General features: G+C 44.2%; 19 protein-coding genes and 1 pseudogene. 7 read left to right on the top strand and 13 right to left on the bottom strand.

The window, feature by feature from the left end:
• Positions 1–16: 16 nt before the first annotated feature.
• The gene (gene asd / locus HH682_RS04580) at positions 17–1126 is read right to left on the bottom strand and encodes an aspartate-semialdehyde dehydrogenase (RefSeq protein ID WP_214236437.1); all 1110 of its coding nucleotides are present in this window, start codon (positions 1124–1126) and stop codon (positions 17–19) included.
• 187 nt (positions 1127–1313) lie between these two features.
• Here asd and HH682_RS04575 point away from each other — a divergent pair, with 187 nt between their 5' ends.
• Positions 1314–1907, top strand: a complete 594-nt coding sequence (locus HH682_RS04575) for a YhgN family NAAT transporter (protein WP_214236436.1) — start codon at positions 1314–1316, stop codon at positions 1905–1907.
• A 37-nt stretch (positions 1908–1944) separates the two neighbouring features.
• Here the strand turns inward: HH682_RS04575 and gntU are convergent, their stop codons facing one another.
• From gntU to HH682_RS04555, 4 genes are all read right to left on the bottom strand, one after another.
• Complete coding sequence (gntU, locus tag HH682_RS04570; RefSeq protein ID WP_214236435.1) at positions 1945–3285, bottom strand: gluconate transporter; 1341 nt, start codon at positions 3283–3285, stop codon at positions 1945–1947.
• A gap of 9 nt (positions 3286–3294) precedes the next feature.
• On the bottom strand, positions 3295–3825 hold the full coding sequence (gene gntK / locus HH682_RS04565) for a gluconokinase (protein WP_214236434.1): 531 nt from the start codon (positions 3823–3825) through the stop codon (positions 3295–3297).
• A 130-nt stretch (positions 3826–3955) separates the two neighbouring features.
• Positions 3956–4951, bottom strand: a complete 996-nt coding sequence (gene gntR / locus HH682_RS04560) for a gluconate operon transcriptional repressor GntR (RefSeq protein WP_214236433.1) — start codon at positions 4949–4951, stop codon at positions 3956–3958.
• A gap of 109 nt (positions 4952–5060) precedes the next feature.
• Entirely contained in the window at positions 5061–5756 is a 696-nt protein-coding gene (locus HH682_RS04555; RefSeq protein WP_214236432.1) for a pirin family protein, read from the bottom strand.
• Between the two features lie 249 nt (positions 5757–6005).
• Here HH682_RS04555 and HH682_RS04550 point away from each other — a divergent pair, with 249 nt between their 5' ends.
• Positions 6006–6254 carry a hypothetical protein gene (locus tag HH682_RS04550; protein ID WP_214236431.1) on the top strand — a complete coding sequence of 83 codons (249 nt, stop codon included), beginning with the start codon at positions 6006–6008 and terminating at the stop codon, positions 6252–6254.
• Here the strand turns inward: HH682_RS04550 and ugpQ are convergent.
• The 7 genes and pseudogenes from ugpQ to ftsY all read right to left on the bottom strand — a co-directional run bounded on the left by ugpQ (position 6251) and on the right by ftsY (position 12200).
• Positions 6251–6997 (bottom strand): glycerophosphodiester phosphodiesterase, encoded by a 747-nt coding sequence (gene ugpQ / locus HH682_RS04545; protein WP_214236430.1) that lies wholly within the window; start codon positions 6995–6997, stop codon positions 6251–6253. The genes HH682_RS04550 and ugpQ overlap by 4 nt on opposite strands.
• Positions 6990–7157 carry a hypothetical protein gene (locus tag HH682_RS04540; protein ID WP_214236429.1) on the bottom strand — a complete coding sequence of 56 codons (168 nt, stop codon included), beginning with the start codon at positions 7155–7157 and terminating at the stop codon, positions 6990–6992. Before HH682_RS04540 ends, ugpQ begins: the two co-directional genes overlap by 8 nt.
• A gap of 441 nt (positions 7158–7598) precedes the next feature.
• Positions 7599–7720 (bottom strand): annotated as a pseudogene (locus HH682_RS16085) (glycerol-3-phosphate transporter permease); the annotation flags it as partial.
• A gap of 321 nt (positions 7721–8041) precedes the next feature.
• Positions 8042–8899, bottom strand: a complete 858-nt coding sequence (gene rpoH, locus HH682_RS04535) for an RNA polymerase sigma factor RpoH (protein WP_214236428.1) — start codon at positions 8897–8899, stop codon at positions 8042–8044.
• 226 nt (positions 8900–9125) lie between these two features.
• Positions 9126–10124 (bottom strand): permease-like cell division protein FtsX, encoded by a 999-nt coding sequence (gene ftsX, locus HH682_RS04530; RefSeq protein WP_214236427.1) that lies wholly within the window; start codon positions 10122–10124, stop codon positions 9126–9128.
• A complete protein-coding gene (gene ftsE, locus HH682_RS04525; protein ID WP_214236426.1) occupies positions 10121–10783 on the bottom strand; it encodes a cell division ATP-binding protein FtsE in 663 nt (220 codons plus the stop codon). Before ftsE ends, ftsX begins: the two co-directional genes overlap by 4 nt.
• Positions 10784–10787: 4 nt before the next feature.
• The gene (gene ftsY, locus HH682_RS04520; protein WP_214236425.1) at positions 10788–12200 is read right to left on the bottom strand and encodes a signal recognition particle-docking protein FtsY; all 1413 of its coding nucleotides are present in this window, start codon (positions 12198–12200) and stop codon (positions 10788–10790) included.
• Positions 12201–12423: 223 nt separating this feature from the next.
• Here ftsY and rsmD point away from each other — a divergent pair, with 223 nt between their 5' ends.
• Entirely contained in the window at positions 12424–12999 is a 576-nt protein-coding gene (gene rsmD, locus HH682_RS04515) for a 16S rRNA (guanine(966)-N(2))-methyltransferase (protein WP_214236424.1), read from the top strand.
• Between the two features lie 15 nt (positions 13000–13014).
• Positions 13015–13284 carry a DUF1145 family protein gene (locus HH682_RS04510; RefSeq protein ID WP_214236423.1) on the top strand — a complete coding sequence of 90 codons (270 nt, stop codon included), beginning with the start codon at positions 13015–13017 and terminating at the stop codon, positions 13282–13284.
• A gap of 582 nt (positions 13285–13866) precedes the next feature.
• Here the strand turns inward: HH682_RS04510 and tusA are convergent.
• Positions 13867–14112 (bottom strand): sulfurtransferase TusA, encoded by a 246-nt coding sequence (gene tusA / locus HH682_RS04505; protein ID WP_250318560.1) that lies wholly within the window; start codon positions 14110–14112, stop codon positions 13867–13869.
• A gap of 208 nt (positions 14113–14320) precedes the next feature.
• Between tusA and HH682_RS04500 the strand changes: the two genes are divergently transcribed.
• The 3 genes from HH682_RS04500 to proP all read left to right on the top strand — a co-directional run bounded on the left by HH682_RS04500 (position 14321) and on the right by proP (position 17445).
• Entirely contained in the window at positions 14321–14992 is a 672-nt protein-coding gene (locus HH682_RS04500) for a 7-cyano-7-deazaguanine/7-aminomethyl-7-deazaguanine transporter (protein WP_214236421.1), read from the top strand.
• 93 nt (positions 14993–15085) lie between these two features.
• A complete protein-coding gene (locus HH682_RS04495; RefSeq protein WP_214236420.1) occupies positions 15086–15646 on the top strand; it encodes a DcrB family lipoprotein in 561 nt (186 codons plus the stop codon).
• Between the two features lie 293 nt (positions 15647–15939).
• Complete coding sequence (gene proP, locus HH682_RS04490) at positions 15940–17445, top strand: glycine betaine/L-proline transporter ProP (RefSeq protein WP_214236419.1); 1506 nt, start codon at positions 15940–15942, stop codon at positions 17443–17445.
• Positions 17446–17494: the final 49 nt, after the last annotated feature.

Below are 17494 nucleotides of genomic sequence, written 5' to 3'. Positions count from 1 at the left end.
ATTGGGGGTTTTTTATTTAACCCACCAATTGGCGGAGCATTCTTCTTAACGGCTCTGCAGCGCCCCATAGCAACTGATCACCGACAGTAAAGGCTGAGAGATATTCAGGTCCCATATTTAATTTACGAAGACGCCCTACTGGTGTGGTGAGGGTTCCTGTCACCGCAGCGGGCGTCAGTTCACGCATCGTCAGCTCACGATCGTTAGGGATAACTTTTACCCAAGGGTTGTGCGCACCGAGCATCTGCTCAATATCTGCCAAAGGAATATCTTGCTTTAACTTAAGAGTGAAGGCTTGACTATGGCAGCGTAACGCGCCAACTCGTACACATAACCCATCAACCGGGATAATCTGCTGCGTTGCCAAAATTTTATTGGTCTCAGCCTGTCCCTTCCACTCTTCTTTACTTTGACCGCTGGGCAGCTGCTTATCGATCCAAGGAATAAGGCTCCCCGCAAGCGGCACACCAAAATTATCGGTTGGTAAGGTCCCTGAACGCGTAAAATCTGTCACACTGCGCTCAATATCTAAGATAGCCGAAGCGGGATCGTGTAAAGAGGTCGCCACGTGATCGTGTAGCATACCCATCTGCGTGAGCAATTCACGCATATGACGTGCACCGCCTCCTGATGCAGCCTGATAGGTTGCCACAGACGCCCATTCGACGAGATTTTGTGAAAACAACCCGCCCAGCGACATCAACATCAAACTTACCGTACAGTTACCACCAACAAAAGTTTTTACGCCACGATTGATCCCATCTTCGATGACTTTTTGGTTTACCGGATCAAGGATAATAATCGCATCATCCGCCATCCGAAGCGTTGAGGCTGCATCAATCCAATAGCCTTGCCACCCAGCTTGACGCAAACGCGGGTAAACGTCGCTCGTGTAATCGCCACCTTGGCATGTAACAATGATATCAAGGCTTTTTAATGCATCAATATCATAAGCATCCTGTAAGGTCCCTTGGCTATGCCCTGCGAAAACAGGCGCTGGCTGACCATGCTGTGAAGTCGAAAAAAAGACTGGATTAATGACAGAGAAGTCATTTTCTTCATTCATACGCGACATTAGCACGGAACCCACCATGCCACGCCATCCGATAAACCCTACATTTTTCATGATGTGCCTGCTGTAATATTAAATATGCTGCATACCGATAAACGGATATGTCTGCACTCCCACCTATGGGAATGATACTATCAAACTCTACAAAAACTGGACGTACTAGCAAGTGAAAAAAATCGATATTACTCGATTAATTTATCATCTGGCTAATACTAGTCGCCTGTAAGGATCACGATGAGTCATGACTGAACTTTTTTCTGCCGCAGTATTGCTGGTTTTGATTATGGACCCGCTTGGTAACCTACCGATTTTTATGTCGGTGCTAAAGCATATTGATCCGAAACGTCGGCGGGTGATTATCATTCGTGAATTGCTGATTGCATTAGTGATCATGCTACTTTTTTTATTCACCGGCGAAAAAATGTTGGCCTTTCTGAATTTACGAGCGGAGACCGTCTCCATCTCTGGCGGGATTATTTTATTTTTAATCGCGATAAAAATGATATTCCCTTCACCTGAATCTAATAACTCGGGATTGCCGGCCGGTGAAGAGCCCTTCTTAGTCCCCTTGGCTATCCCCCTGTTAGCAGGTCCTTCATTACTCGCCACTCTAATGCTGATGTCACATCAATATCCTGGAGATATGGGGATGTTAGTCATCGCGCTATTCATCGCTTGGGGGATTACTGCTGCGATACTCATGATGTCAGGGCTGTTCTTACGTCTGTTGGGGTCGAAAGGAGTCAATGCGTTAGAGCGGTTGATGGGACTGATTCTTATAATGATTGCGACACAGATGTTCTTAGATGGGATTCGGGCATACCTAAAACTCTAATAAAAAAAAAGGGTCGATATATCGACCCCTAATTCTACTAAGATAACAATTCAAAGGCTATCATACCAATAATCCCCCCAGTTACCCCGAGGATGGTTTCCATCATCGTCCACGTCTTTAGGGTTTCCACCTCAGTTGCCCCAGTGAAGCGTCCAAATAACCAGAAGCCCGCATCGTTCACGTGACTGACAATAATTGAGCCACCACCGATACAAATTGAAAGCGCAGCTAGCTGAGCACCACTGTAATGTAACGGTTCAATTACAGGCATAATTAGCCCTACTGCCGTCAAACACGCTACAGTCGCCGAACCTTGAATAATACGGACCACTCCAGCCAGGATGAAACAAGAGAGTGCGACCGGTAGCCCTAAACCTGTTAAGGAGTGACCAAGCGCTGGACCGACTCCTGAATCGACCAGTACTTGTTTAAAGACACCACCCGCCCCGATAACGAGTAAAATAATCCCTGCCGGTTGTAACGCTTCACCACAAATCGCCATAACGCGTGACTTATCCATACCCTGGCGATAGGCCAAACCATAGATAGTGATTAATACCGCGACCAGAATCGCAATGAAAGGATGACCAATAAATTCAAAGCATTCATAAAGGCGGCTTCCCTTATCGATAAAGTTAGCAGCAATCGTTTTTAAACCGACCAAAATTAGCGGGAAAAGGATCAGGGATAAACTGAATCCAAAAGAGGGTAATTTATCTTTCGCCACTTCAGGGAAGCTGTCTACTGCAGGGGAGGCAAATTGTACGCGTTTCGCAATGAAATTACCGAAGAGAGGGCCAGCGATAAGCATTCCAGGGATAGCCGCACAGAGGCCTAATAAGATCATCCAGCCGAAATCCGCATGCATTTGCGAAGCGAGTAACATCGGTGCTGGGCCAGGTAAGACGAATGCCGCCGCCGCCGCAACTCCTGCAAAGAGAGGAATAACCAGTTTCACCATATTGTCGTTAGTACGGCGAGCCACTGCAAAAGCAATACTAATTAATAAAACAATCGCCACTTCGAAAAATAGAGGCAGCGCGCAGATAAAGCCCGCTGCTCCCATCGCAAAATGTGAACGTTTTTCACCAAAGGTTTTCAACATCCGTATCGCTATTTGGTCAACTGCGCCGGTTTCATGCAAAATTTTTCCGAACATTGCGCCCAAGGCGACCACAACTGCCAGAAAGCCCAGCGTGCCTCCCATCCCTTTTTGCATCGTGTCAGTAATTTTATCGAGTGGCATTCCTGAAAAAATACCTGCACCGACTGAAACCAACATTAATGCGACAAAAGCATGCATCCGCGCTTTCATCACTAAAAAAAGAAGCAGTATGACAGAGCCTGCTGCCGTTAAAACAAGTGTTGCCGTGCTCATGAATCAACCTTATTGGATATTATTTTTAATCGTTGCAACTGTCTCAGCAATGACATCATCAAGTGAATGGCTAATATCAACGACTAAAACATCAGATTCTGAACCGCTAGGTTCTTCCAACGTATCGAATTGAGTCACTAACATGTTCGTTTTAAAGAAGTGGCCTTTACGCGCTTTGAGACGCTGCTCAATGGTCTCAAAATCACCTTTCAAATAGATGAATTTAAGATTTTTATTACCATTACGTAAAATATCTCGATAACTTTTCTTTAAGGATGAACAAACGATGATTGAAACTTTTTGTGTACGCTGCATTGCAAATGCAGCGTCATTGATTGCTTGTAACCAGGGTGCCCGATCTTGGTCGTTCAGCGGCTCACCCTCAGCCATTTTTAATATATTAGAACGAGGATGTAAAAAATCACCGTCTAGAAAAGCGGTCTGCAGCTTTTGTGAGACTTGATTAGCAACAACTGATTTTCCGCTACCTGAGACACCCATCAGGACAAATACAAAATGTTGAGAAGAGGCTTCTGTCATAACTGCTCCAACCTTAGTCATTCACAATGTTACCGATAACAATTTAATAACTATTGTTATAGCTTGTCGGTTAAAGCGCAATCTATTCGTTAATAAAAGGCTTAAAATGTGAACTCAATCATAAAAATGATTAAATACTGCCGCCCAATCTAAGTGAAAATCCCAAATCAATACAGGGTGACTCACACCCTTTACCTGCCAGACGGGTCAGTAACATTTCTGCTGCTATTTTGCCCATTGTTTTCCGAGGGGTGACGACCGTGGACAACGTTGGCGAAACGTTTTCAGTAATATCATGACCATGAAAACCGGCAATCGCCATCTGATTGGGGACGGTAATTCCTTGACGCTGACACTCAAACATCGCGCCGATAGCGAGATCGTCGTTGGTACAGAATATTCCATCAACCTCAGGATAACGTTGCTGGGCCAGTTTCAACAGTTCGCCTCCTGTGCTAAATGAAGAAGGTTGCTCACTCATCACAGTGCGTGGCACTAATCCTGCCTGTTCCATCGCCTCAATATACCCTGCTTTCTTCTGTAACGTTCGCTCATCAAGGCGAGCGCCAAGATAGACGAGGTGTTGATGGCCTTGAGCGATCATGCTACAGGTCATTTGTCGGGCCGCCTCGATATTATTAAACCCTACAGCCATATCTAAATAAGGTGAGGAAGAGTCCATAATTTCAACAACTGGGATCCCCGCGACTTCCAGCATACGCAACGTCCCTGGAGTATGTTGGCGTTCAGTTAAGATTACACCGTCAACATTCCAGCCGAGAAGCGAGCGGAGTTGACGTTCTTCTTTCTCGGTATGATAGCCGAAGTGGGCGACCAGTGTTTGATATCCCGCTTTATCCGTTATCGACTCAATACCTTGCAGTACGTCGGCAAAAACATGGTTAGTTAGGGAAGGGAGCAATATACCAATAGCTCGACTTGTCGCATTCGATAGCATATCGGGTACGCGGTTAGGAATGTAACCGAGCTCATCAAGCGCAATAGCAATCCTCTCGCCAAGAGGGGTGGATACTTGTTGAGGATTGCGTAGATAACGGCTGACCGTCATTTTGGTGATCCCAACGCGATCAGCAACGTCTTGCAATATAGGCCTTTTTTTCTTCATTGCGCTCAATTGGGTAGGCAGTATAGGTGGTTTAATTGTAACACTATTTTATACCAGCCAGAAAAAAGAGACGGCTATCTGGAAGCCGTCTCACATTACCAATTATTTTTTACACTGGTGGCAGGTCAAAAATTAATAGTTCCGTCTCTTGATCCGCAGAGAAGACGATAGTTTTCTCGTCCCACACTGCTGCTGCATCACTCATCTCAAGACGCTGGTCATTAATCGTCACATCCCCCTTAACCACTTGAATCCAGACTTTACGAGAAGGTGCGGGATCAAAGCTGCCCTCTTCCCCTGCAGCCAGTACCCAGCGTGATAAGGTCATGTCCTGATGAATTTTCAACGAGTTTTCTCTCGCATCGGGCGTCAAGATGTATTGACGACCCGATTGGTCAGGAAACTTACGCTGTTCATAACGTGGAGTAATATTTTGCTGATCAGGCATTATCCAAATTTGGTAGAGATGCAGAGCCTGTTGGTTGTCCGGATTATACTCTGAGTGACGAACGCCCGTTCCCGCACTCATAATCTGGAATTCTCCTGCCGGAATTTGTTCTTTATTCCCCATGCTATCTTGGTGTTCAACGACTCCAGAGAGAACGTAAGTGAGAATCTCCATATTTTGATGTGGGTGAGTCCCAAATCCTTTACTGGGTGCAATCGTGTCTTCGTTAATCACCCTTAACGCAGAAAATCCCATAAAATTCGGATCATAATATTCAGCAAATGAAAATGTATGCCAACTGTCCAACCACCCATGGTGAGCATGGCCACGTTCTTGCGCTTTACGGATATAAATCATGGAAACCTCCTCAATTTTTTCTATAGTTTGAAGAGATCATGAGAAAAAAAATAGCTGAAAAACTTCACCGCTCTGTTCAAATTTTATGAACAACAGTGAAAAAAAAAGCCAGCACGCGGCTGGCTAAATACTGGAAGCAATGTGAGCAATGTCGTGTTCCGTTGAATATCAGTCTCACCGGAATAGGATAAATGTTAATCGCAATCATTATCATTTGCAATAGCATTGTGGAAATTAATGAGGCTTTTTATGAAAAAATTAATTATTTTAATAACGTTCCTAAATTCGGCTGCTACTTTCGCAGGTTATCCCCCTAACCAATCGCCCCTCTCACCCTCTGTAACGCAGCAGCGTTTACAAAATGAGATGTCGACTCAACAGCAATTACATCAACAACAACTTCATCTAGAACAACAAAATAGTGCTCAAAGGTTTCAGCAGGAAAATCAGCTTCATCAACAAAAAATGTTGCGCAAAGTCGAAAGAGATCAACCTTAACCAGCGAAGTGTGGCCCGATCAGATCGATACGGTCAGTACATAGCATATCAACCCCTTGTTCTAACAGTTCAATGGCATTACAAGGATCATTGACGGTATAGGCGAGAATACGTAATCCCGCCTGCTTAATTTGATGGATACGTGTGGGGGTTAATAAACGGTAATTGAGATGCAATGAGACGCACTCAAGTTGTTGCGTAGTCCGCAGCCAATCATCCTGCCACTCATGCATTAAATATCCGCGTGGCAGATCCGGCTGCTCTTGCTGCGCTGCCTGTAACGCTTGACGAGAAAATGAGGAGAGGAGTGGCATGGTCATCTCTTGCCAATATTCCGCTGCCGCGCGCGCCACCAATGTCCCGGTGAGAGCCTCCAAACCTGTGGTAGGCTTGATTTCGATATTTGCTAATAGCCCATAACGTCGACAGCGTTCAGCGACCTCAGAGAGCAGTGGCAATTTTTCTCCTCTAAACTTGTTAGAGAACCATGTTCCAGCATCGAGCTGTTTTAATCTGTCCCACGTCAAATCCCCCGCCACCCCCTGCGTACTACTGGTACGGGTGAGCGTATCGTCGTGTAATAAAAATATCTGCTGGTCGGCTGATAATTTTGCATCGAATTCAATCATGGTATGGCCATAGTAATGGCCACAGTCAATGGCGGCTAAGGTATTTTCTGGCGCTAACTTCCCTCCCCCTCGGTGAGCGACAATTCTGGGGTAAGGCCATTTTTCATTAATCATCTAAACACTGTCCTGAGGTCGTATCAAAATAATGTAAGGCTTGAGTCGGTAGCGCCACTCGTAATAATTCGCCCACTCTTGAGCAAGTCGATTGCGCGACGCGAATGATCAACGGTTGGGCACTAATTTTACCATGAATGATATTATCAGTACTGAGCATATCCACTGCTTCGACTTTAAGGATAAGCCATCAAGCCACTGCGTAACAGGTTGAACGTTGATATGCTCTGAACGTCTGCCGATAGTCACTGTCTGCTTGGCTTACTTAGTAGCAAGGGCTCCTAAGGGAATGGAATAGCATTTCTCCACTCTCCAAAACTAGCCGTCACGACTTATTTCAACGGATAATAATTTCATCGCTGGTGCACCTAAAAAGCTGGCAACAAAAGTAGATGAACATTTTCGATAAGGCGCCCACCAGGTAGTAAAGGGAGCCGCCTTTACTCAGCTTGTTGCTCGTTTAGTGTGGCCGTAATCAGCACAATATAAAGAGGGCCAAGGATAATAAGCCCCGATCCCTAGGGAGTAAGATGGCTGAGCAGTATCCGTTTACGATGTTGTTCAATCATCGATAACGTACCTTACGGTCAATAAACCTAAACTAAGCAACAGTCAGCAAGATAACTATTCCCATCAGAATAACGGATTGAGCAGCTGAAGAGCCTAGATCTAACCCAGTCAATCCCTGACGATAGATTTATAAATTAAAGTCGTCGTCGCTTCTGCCGAGGAGCGCTAACCAATGACTTACGATATTTGGCCCTGGATTAAATAAGGCAAGCCACATCACCGCAATAATAGCCGGTGCCTTAGCGTAAGGAATTAGTTTGGTTAAAAATGGAGCAAAAAGGGAGCGGCGCAACTTGTTTCATAACACAATCATATCCCAATAGATGCAGTAAAAAATGACAAATATTGGTCATAACCATGACAGCGAAGCATGACAGAAATGGAATAGACTAATAAAAATTTATGATAGCACGATTTTTTTAACGTATAAAAAAGGAGATGACTGAGCATCTCCTCTTATCGTTACGCTTTTATTTAAGCTTCAATAGCAACTCGTAACTTCTTCATAGCATTTTTTTCAAGTTGGCGAACCCGTTCTGCCGAGACGCCATATTGGTCAGCCAATTCTTGTAACGTAATCTTATTATCGTCGTCCAACCAACGAGCACGGATAATATTTTGACTACGCTCATCAAGTGTCATCATGGCATCACTCAGTTTATCTGCTGCGTGCGAATCCCAGTTATCTTCTTCAATACCGTCGGCAAAGTCAGAGGTTTTATCTTGAAGGTATAACACTGGCGCCAACGACTTACCTTCTGCATTATCGTCATCAGAAGTGAGGTCGAAAGTCATATCCTGAGCCGCCATCCGAGATTCCATCTCTCGCACATCTTTGCTGCTTACCCCTAATTCACGTGCAACCATTTCAACTTCGTCTTGGTTAAACCAACCCAGACGTTGTTTAGTTTTACGTAGATTAAAGAATAGCTTACGTTGTGCTTTGGTGGTGGCAACCTTAACGATCCGCCAGTTACGCAATACGTATTCATGGATCTCGGCTTTAATCCAGTGCACCGCAAAGGACACCAGCCTTACGCCAACTTCAGGATTAAAGCGACGCACCGCTTTCATTAAACCAATGTTACCTTCCTGAATAAGGTCAGCTTGAGGCAGACCATAACCAGAATAGTTACGAGCAATGTGAACCACAAACCGCAGATGTGACAGGATCAGCTTCTTCGCTGCATCCAGATCAGACTGGTAATGCAGCCGTTCTGCTAATGCTTTTTCTTCTTCGGCCGACAGCATCGGACAGCCGTTGGCAGCTCGGACGTAAGCATCGAGATTACCTAAAGGAGCAATAGCTAAAGCTTGCATTTCGTTGGTCATTCAAACCCTCTCAATTAATTATGCTGTTCGTCCCTAAAACAGACTCATACCCTAACGCTAACGTTATTTAATCACCCTAAACAACTGGTTCTAGATGATTAGAACGCAAACTTATCCACAGGTTCAATTTTTGTTGTGAATAATTTATCCTAGCGTTTATCCCTTCTATGCCGATAGAGTCGGCCTGATAACAAGTAAATAGTATAACAAAAAGTATTTCTGTGCATTAATCCGGTGTAAAGCGGCGTAAATGCTGGACAGTTGCCAGCCAAGCAGCCAGCCAGCCTATCATCGAGGAAACCAATAATAATAATAGCGCTTCGTCCCAAGAAAACCCGGAAAGATCAAACGAGGCACTGAATACGGATGCCACATGTGATACCACTGACTCTAGACGAAAAACGAGTATCTCAGAGAAAATTAGCGAGAGAAATGCGCCACTAAGGCCAAGCATCGCTCCACCGTATACAAAGGGTCTCAAGATAAAACCGTCGGTAGCACCAATCAACTTCTGAACATTTATCGTATCGCGACGAGAAAAAATACTTAATCTAACGCTATTGCCTATCACTAAGAAGACAGCAACAACCATCAACATACCAATCATCAATGCGACGTGTCCAGCTAACCCGGTGAGCGCTGAGAGCCGTGCAAACCAACTGTCATCCATGCGTACTTCATCGATACCGTTCATTTTGGTAATACGGTCACGTAGCGTGTTCATCGTATCGGCGTTCTGAAAATCGAGTTTAGGCGTCACCACGGCTACTGCTGGAAGTGGGTTTTGCTCTAGCATATCCATCGCACCACCAAAACCTGACCAGTTACGAAACTCACTTAAGCTCTCTTCACGAGAGAGGTAGTCAACATGCTGAACACCTTCCAATTGTTTAAGCTGCTGTGTGACGTTCTCCGCTGCGTTATCATCAAGTGTTTTAGAAAGATAAACGGTAAGCTGTGGAGCCGGATACCATTGCTTAGCTGCCTGATCGACGTTCTTCCAGACGATATAACAGACGCTGGGTAGCGTTAACGAAATCGCAATAACGGTTACGGTTAATAGTGTTGCCAAAGGCTGGCGCAGCATATCCGCCAGCATTCCTCGCCATGCATAATGTAACTGCTCTTGCCAACCGCCACGTAATGCTCGCTGCTTAGACACTTTCTTTTGTTTAGGTGCTCCCGGTTTTTTCAGGCGCTTATTTGACTTATTAACCGCTTTCATTCCTCGCCCCTGTATAACCGGCCTTGATTAAGATTCATTACATCATAGTTACGTCGTGCAATCAGAGAAATATCGTGCGTCGCCATTAACACCGTCACGCCAACTCGGTTAAATTCTTCGAATAGCCGTAAGATATCTTCAGAGAGCGCATGATCTAAGTTACCGGTTGGTTCATCCGCAAGCAGTAATGCAGGTTTATTTACCACCGCCCGGGCGATGCCTACACGTTGCTGTTCCCCTCCTGAGAGTTGGATCGGAAAGTTTCGCGCTTTATCCAATAGCCCGACTTTATCAAGGGCCGCAGAGACTCTGCGTCGAATATCTTCTTCACTAGCCCCAGAGATGATAAGTGGAATAGCAATATTGTCATACACCGTCCGATCCATCAGCAGATGGTGATCCTGAAAGATCATGCCGATTTGTCGGCGTAAGAACGGTATTTCACTATTTTTAAGGCGCGTAATATTGTGCCCACTAAACCATATTTGCCCGGCACTAGGTCGCTCAATTCCACAAATCAACTTCAGTAATGTACTTTTACCCGCACCAGAATGCCCGGTTAGGAATGCCATTTCTCCTTGGCGTAAATGAAAATCCACGCCCTGAAGGGCCTGACGTCCTCCTAAATAAGCTTTACTGACCTCTTCAAAGCGAATCATTCCATTATTCCTCTCGGGCGAATAGCGCCTCTATAAAATCTTCAGCCTGGAATGGCCGTAAGTCATCAATTCCTTCACCTACACCAATGTAGCGAATTGGAATACCAAATTGGTCAGCAATACTAAAAATTACTCCACCTTTCGCCGTGCCATCAAGTTTCGTTAAGGTAATACCGGTCAATCCAACCGCTTCATTAAATAATTTAGCTTGGCTGATGGCATTTTGTCCGGTACTGGCATCAAGCGTAAGCATCACCTCATGCGGCGCGTTTTCATCTAAACGGCCCATCACACGTGTGATTTTCTTTAGCTCTTCCATTAAGTGCGATTTATTCTGCAAACGTCCAGCAGTGTCAGCAATCAGTATATCTACGCCACGGGATTTTGCCGCCTGAATAGCGTCAAAAATTACGGAAGCAGAATCAGCACCAGTATGTTGTGCAATAACAGGGATGTTATTACGCTCACCCCAGACTTGTAGCTGCTCAACTGCCGCTGCACGGAACGTATCCCCTGCCGCTAACATTACCGATTTGCCCTCAGACTGATACTGCTTAGCCAGCTTACCGATGGTCGTGGTTTTCCCCACACCGTTGACACCAACCATTAGAATAACAAATGGATTTTTCCCTTCAACAGACAATGGCTGTTCAACTTTGTGCAAGATGGAGGCCATTTCTTCTTTAAGGATGCCATACAACGCTTCAGCATCTTTCAACTGTTTACGATTAGCTTGAGTAGTTAACGAACGAATAATTTTTTGGGTGGTATCCATCCCTACATCAGCGATAAGTAGTTGTTCTTCAAGCTCTTCGAACAACTCATCATCAATTTTTTTACCGCGGAAGAGCCCAACGAAGCCACTCCCTAAGTTCTGACGAGTTTTAACTAAACTGCGCTTAAGACGAGCGAAAAAGCCTTCTTTCGTTGGCCGTTCTTGCTCTTTAACCGGTACTATCGGGGCTAATTCAGTCACATCTTCCAGACTATTCTGAGGCTCTGACGTAGCGGTACCAAGAACGTCACTATTATCAATCTCGTCAATATCTTGAAGAGATTCAGTGACGTCAGCGGAAAGCTCTGGCTCTGGCTCTGGCTCTGGCTCTGGCTCTGGCTCTGGCTCTGGCTCTGTAGGAAGAGACGACTGTTCCATCGACACATTGTCAACAACGGGTTGGCCTTCCGGCTGCTCGGTTAATGCTTCTGGTGTTGAAGGTTCTGGATGCTGAGCGGAATACTCCTGCTCTAATGCTGTCGGCGTGACATTATCGTGTTGCGCCTCACTATGCTCACTTTCGTTAGGCGTGCCGCTTTTTTCTGACTCTAGTGTCTGAGTCTCGTCCTTAGCAGGCTGTTTCTCTTCGTCTTTGCCGAAACCTAACCAGGAAAAAAAGCCACGTTTTTTTTCTTTTGCCATTGTTAGACAATACTCCTTGCCAAGGCCGCCCAGAACAGTCCGCTGGAACAATAGCCATTAAAAATTATTTGTATCAGTCAGTAATTAACTACTGTCATACTGCGACACTAATGAGATAATCATTTATTCTACCATTTAACCCATACTGCATCACAGTTTCGTTTCTGCGTTTATTCAACGGACAGCAGTAAAATTCAGTAATAAATTATTGTAAGTATAAACTATGAGCAAATCGGCAGGAAAAATTGGTCAGATACGGATCATTGGGGGTCAGTGGCGTGGCCGTAAATTATCAGTGCTTGATAGCGAAGGGTTGAGACCGACTACCGATCGTGTGCGGGAAACCCTTTTTAATTGGTTAGCTCCTTGGTTACCCCAGGCCAACTGTTTGGATTGCTATGCAGGGAGTGGAGCACTAGGCATTGAGGCGCTTTCGCGCTACGCGGCACAAGTGACCCTGATCGAGAAAGAGACTCATGTTGCTCGACAGCTCCAAAAAAATATCCAATCGCTTAATACTTCGCAGCTAACTTTACACCGTGCTGACACCTTACAATTTCTTACCCAATCACGCCCGGTTGCCCCTTTTAACATCGTATTTATCGATCCTCCTTTCCGTTGTGGGCTATTGGAACACACTATCCAGTTGCTTGAATCGAATCATTGGTTAGCGGAAGATGCCGTGATTTACACTGAAAATGAAGTGGAACAAGGTATACCGACTGTCCCGGCTAACTGGATACTGCATAGAGAGAAAATTGCAGGTCAGGTGTGCTATCGTCTCTATCGTCGTCAATGATTAAGGATATGAGTAATGTTGATTAACTGTGGGCGAGTGTTAATGCTATTCATTTGGGTCGTTCTATTACTTAACTTGGTTCACCCCGCCACAAAACCGTTAAAATATTTTATCGATGTCGCATTAATATTTATGGTTGTAATGCATGGTTTACAGTTAGTGTTGTTGAAAGCCACACAAACGAGTAATGGGCCAACAATGACGAAGAAAGAAGAAATTAAATTATTTATTTTTGGCGTCTTCGAATTACTTTCATGGCAAAAAAAGCATTTCCCTAAAAAATAAAAAAACTAAAAGAGAGTGTAATCTCTCTTTTAGGATTTATTAACTTAATGACATGTGACGGTAAGACGCAATACAGTGATTAGCTTTGTTATAACCGACAATACCGCTGCTAGCTGCTGAGGCCATTAGCCCCGCTAATTAAGCAATATCGCCGATTAATCACGCCCCCGCACTAGAGACTGTAGTCATCTCTATTAGTGAAGTTTCTTTCAAATTTTGAATTATCAATAGTAGTTAATAAGCTTTAAAATTCTATTTAATAGATAAGAGTTGAATTTTTTAATACAACAAAAAGATATAAAAACTCTTTATTATTTATATTTTAAACTGACTTTAATATGGAGGTAAATCATAGCAACTACTTATCGATAATAATTTTAAGCCATGCAACTATTACTCGCTAATGGGTAATCGACGAGAAAGATAACGCTCGTACATCTATCAGTCAGTCGCATTATGCCTACTTGACCTTGAAGAACACGACTCCTGATTCTCACCATAAATATAGAGTCTGAACAAAGAGAGGGAAAAGGGATGAAACACGCCAACTCAAATAATCGATCAGTGGCGATAGAGACCGACTTAACACCCCTTTTTAACGAAAAATACGTAAGGTATTTCAGTGAGTTGTGCGCTAAGTAAAGTATGCTCCATAAACTCACAAAATCCTGGAATGTCACGCTTTGTGGCCGGATCATCGGCAATTATTTTTACGACTTCACCCTCTTTCATGCTACGAACCATTTTTCTAACCAGCATGACGGGCTCTGGACAACGCAAACCACAGGTATCCAATAAATGATCGTAATTTTCTAACTGGGTATTCATCATACATCTCTCGGGGATAAAAATATCGCAGTGTACTCCGCCTTGGCACCACAGACAATTTTTGCCGCACAAGTGGTATAACGCAGACTCAGGCAATCGTTCCTTGCATAATTGTCGTATCTCAGTAAGATGCAGGCCATCGTTTTATTAACCGTACTATTTTTAAACAATTGGGTTCCCTCACCCCATTCCACTAAAAAGGCTACAAATGAACAGTTTCACAGAAAAACAGCGTAAAAGGCTGTTATTACTATTAGCTATTTTTCACCTTATTGTCATTACCTCCAGTAATTACTTGGTCCAACTCCCGGTAAGTGTGTTTGGGTTTACCACTACTTGGGGAGCATTCAGTTTTCCCTTTATCTTCCTCGCGACTGACCTCACTGTACGAATATTTGGCGCACCATTGGCTCGGAAAATTATTTTTTCGGCGATGATCCCAGCATTATTACTCTCGTTTATTATCTCGAGTCTCTTCTACCAAGCCTCTTGGCAAGGTTGGCAAGCGCTAAGCAGCCTCAACACTGTCGTGATTCGGATTGCTATCGCAAGTTTTGTCGCTTATGCACTGGGACAGTTATTGGATATTTCTGTTTTTAATCGCTTGAGAAAGGCAAAACAGTGGTGGCTGGCCCCCGTAACCGCGATGTTTTTTGGGAACCTCAGTGATACCTTCGCCTTTTTCTCAATTGCTTTCCTTCACAGCAGTGACCCTTTTATGGCTGCCCACTGGCAAGAAATTGCTCTGGTTGACTATAGTTATAAGGTTTTGATCTGTCTTATCTTTTTTATTCCTGTTTATGGTCTACTTTTAAATACCATTATTAAGCGCTTGCTTGGCGAAACACGGTTTTATTCTCTTAACACTGATAAGCGTTAACCGTTTTAAGACGAAATGTGAAACACAATACTGTTTGCAATACCGAACTATTTCCGCTTTGATAACGATATAAATTGTAAGGAAGGGATTACTATGCGACATATTACACAATACATGGGTATCTTATTAGTAGTACTCGGTCTAGCGGCTTGCGATCAAAAGAAAGATGATCCGCAAACTCAGCAAGAAAACCAAAGTGCTTCTCAAAGTCAGCATCAGAATATCTCGTTACTAGAGGGCAAACTGACCTTTAGCCTGCCACAAGGAATGAGTGACCAAACAGGTAAACTCGGTACCGAGTCAAACAATATGCATGTCTATGCGAATAACAGTGGTCAACAAGCGGTGATTGTTATCATTGGTGATGAAACAGCATTGACCTTGCCGCAACTCTCTCAAAAACTACAAGATCAACAACGAAACCGTGATCCCCAACTTCAAGTTGTTGCGGATAAGTCTATTACCTTAGGTCATACTCCTGGTCAACAATTGGACAGCGTCGTGTCCACGAACAACCATAGTAATTGGTCTACAGTGGTTCTTGCTAAACTCAATAATCAACTGATCACCTTACAGATCTCTCTGCCGGCCGATAACCAATCTCAATCACAAAGTATCGCTTCACAGATTGTACAATCTATCGTTATTCATTAATTTAGTTGAGGCCGTTATCAAGAATAGCGGCCTAATTATCTGCCCTTTTTCTTCATCTCAGCTCTGCCCAATCTTATGTATTCTGAAAGCTCGTCCTTGGTCAGAAAACAATCCGAATGTGACTTCCATCACAGATATACAGTATACTTAGCCGCTTATTGGTATAATTACGCTGATAATTGTTGAAGGTAGATTGCTTCAAAATTCACAATTTCTCATGTAATTTTACTACCAATCTACACGTGCTTTTAAACGACTGCTTAGCAAATTTCCGTCACATTATAGGTAAATTTATGAAATTACGTAGGAAGCGTATTAAACCCATCGGAATTAATGACGTTACGATCATTGACGATGCTCGTTTACGTAAAGCAATCACTGCTGCTTCATTAGGAAATGCAATGGAGTGGTTCGACTTTGGGGTTTACGGGTTTGTCGCTTATGCTCTGGGTAAAATCTTCTTCCCCTCAGCAACGCCTGGTATTCAGATGATTGCCGCTTTGGCAACCTTCTCCGTTCCCTTCTTAATTCGTCCTCTGGGTGGACTCTTTTTTGGTATGCTTGGTGATAAATACGGCCGCCAAAAAATACTTTCTGTCACTATCGTTATTATGTCGATCAGTACTTTCTGTATCGGGCTTATCCCTTCCTATGCTTCAATTGGTATCTGGGCGCCGATCCTCCTACTGATTGCAAAAATGGCTCAAGGTTTCTCCGTGGGTGGAGAATATACCGGCGCCTCAATCTTCGTAGCAGAATACTCGCCTGACCGTAAGCGTGGCTTTATGGGTAGCTGGTTGGACTTCGGTTCAATTGTCGGATTCGTGCTGGGTGCTGGAATAGTCGTTCTGATTTCAACCATCATCGGTGAAGCACGCTTTATGGAGTGGGGTTGGCGTCTGCCGTTCTTCTTAGCATTACCTTTAGGGATTGTCGGTCTTTACCTACGTCATGCCTTGGAAGAAACCCCTGCATTCCAGCAGCACGTAGATAAACTAGAGCAAGGCGACCGCGAAGGACTTCAAAACGGTCCTAAAGTCTCATTCAAAGATATCGCGACCAAACACTGGAAAAGCTTGTTAGCCTGTATCGGTTTAGTGATCGCCACTAACGTTACTTATTACATGCTACTTACCTACATGCCGAGCTATCTTTCACATAATCTTCATTACTCAGAAGATCACGGTGTATTGATTATTATCGCCATTATGATTGGTATGCTGTTTATTCAACCGGTCATGGGTATGCTCAGTGACCGATTCGGCCGCCGCCCATTTGTTATCATCGGGAGTATTGCCCTGTTCTTCACCGCTATCCCAGCCTTTATGTTAATCACCAGTAATGTACTCGGTTTGATTTTTGCTGGCTTACTCATCTTAGCCGTAGTGTTGAACTGTTTTACCGGGGTAATGGCATCGTCACTACCGGCAATGTTTCCGACCAATATCCGTTACAGTGCATTAGCCAGTGCGTTCAACATCTCCATTTTGATCGCTGGCCTGACTCCAACCCTCATCGCATGGTTGGTCGAAGCTTCGAATAACCTTTTCATGCCAGCTTACTACCTGATGGTCGTTGCCGTTATTGGACTGATCACCGGTATCTGCATGAAAGAGACCGCGAATAAACCACTGATCGGCGCAACGCCTGCGGCTTCTGACTTAGATGAAGCACGTGAGATTTTACAAGAGCATCACGATAATATCGGTCAAAAAATTGACGATATCGATGAAGAGATCCAACGACTAGAACAAAAACGTAGCCGTTTGGTTGACCAACATCCTGATATTAAAGAGTGAGTTAAATGCCCCCTGCAGGGGGCATTTTGGCACACAAAGCTATGTTCTT

The sequence above is a fragment of the Rosenbergiella gaditana genome (assembly GCF_018494065.1).
Taxonomy (GTDB): Bacteria; Pseudomonadota; Gammaproteobacteria; order Enterobacterales; family Enterobacteriaceae; genus Rosenbergiella; species Rosenbergiella gaditana.
This window is presented reverse-complemented; position numbering and strand designations above follow the sequence as displayed.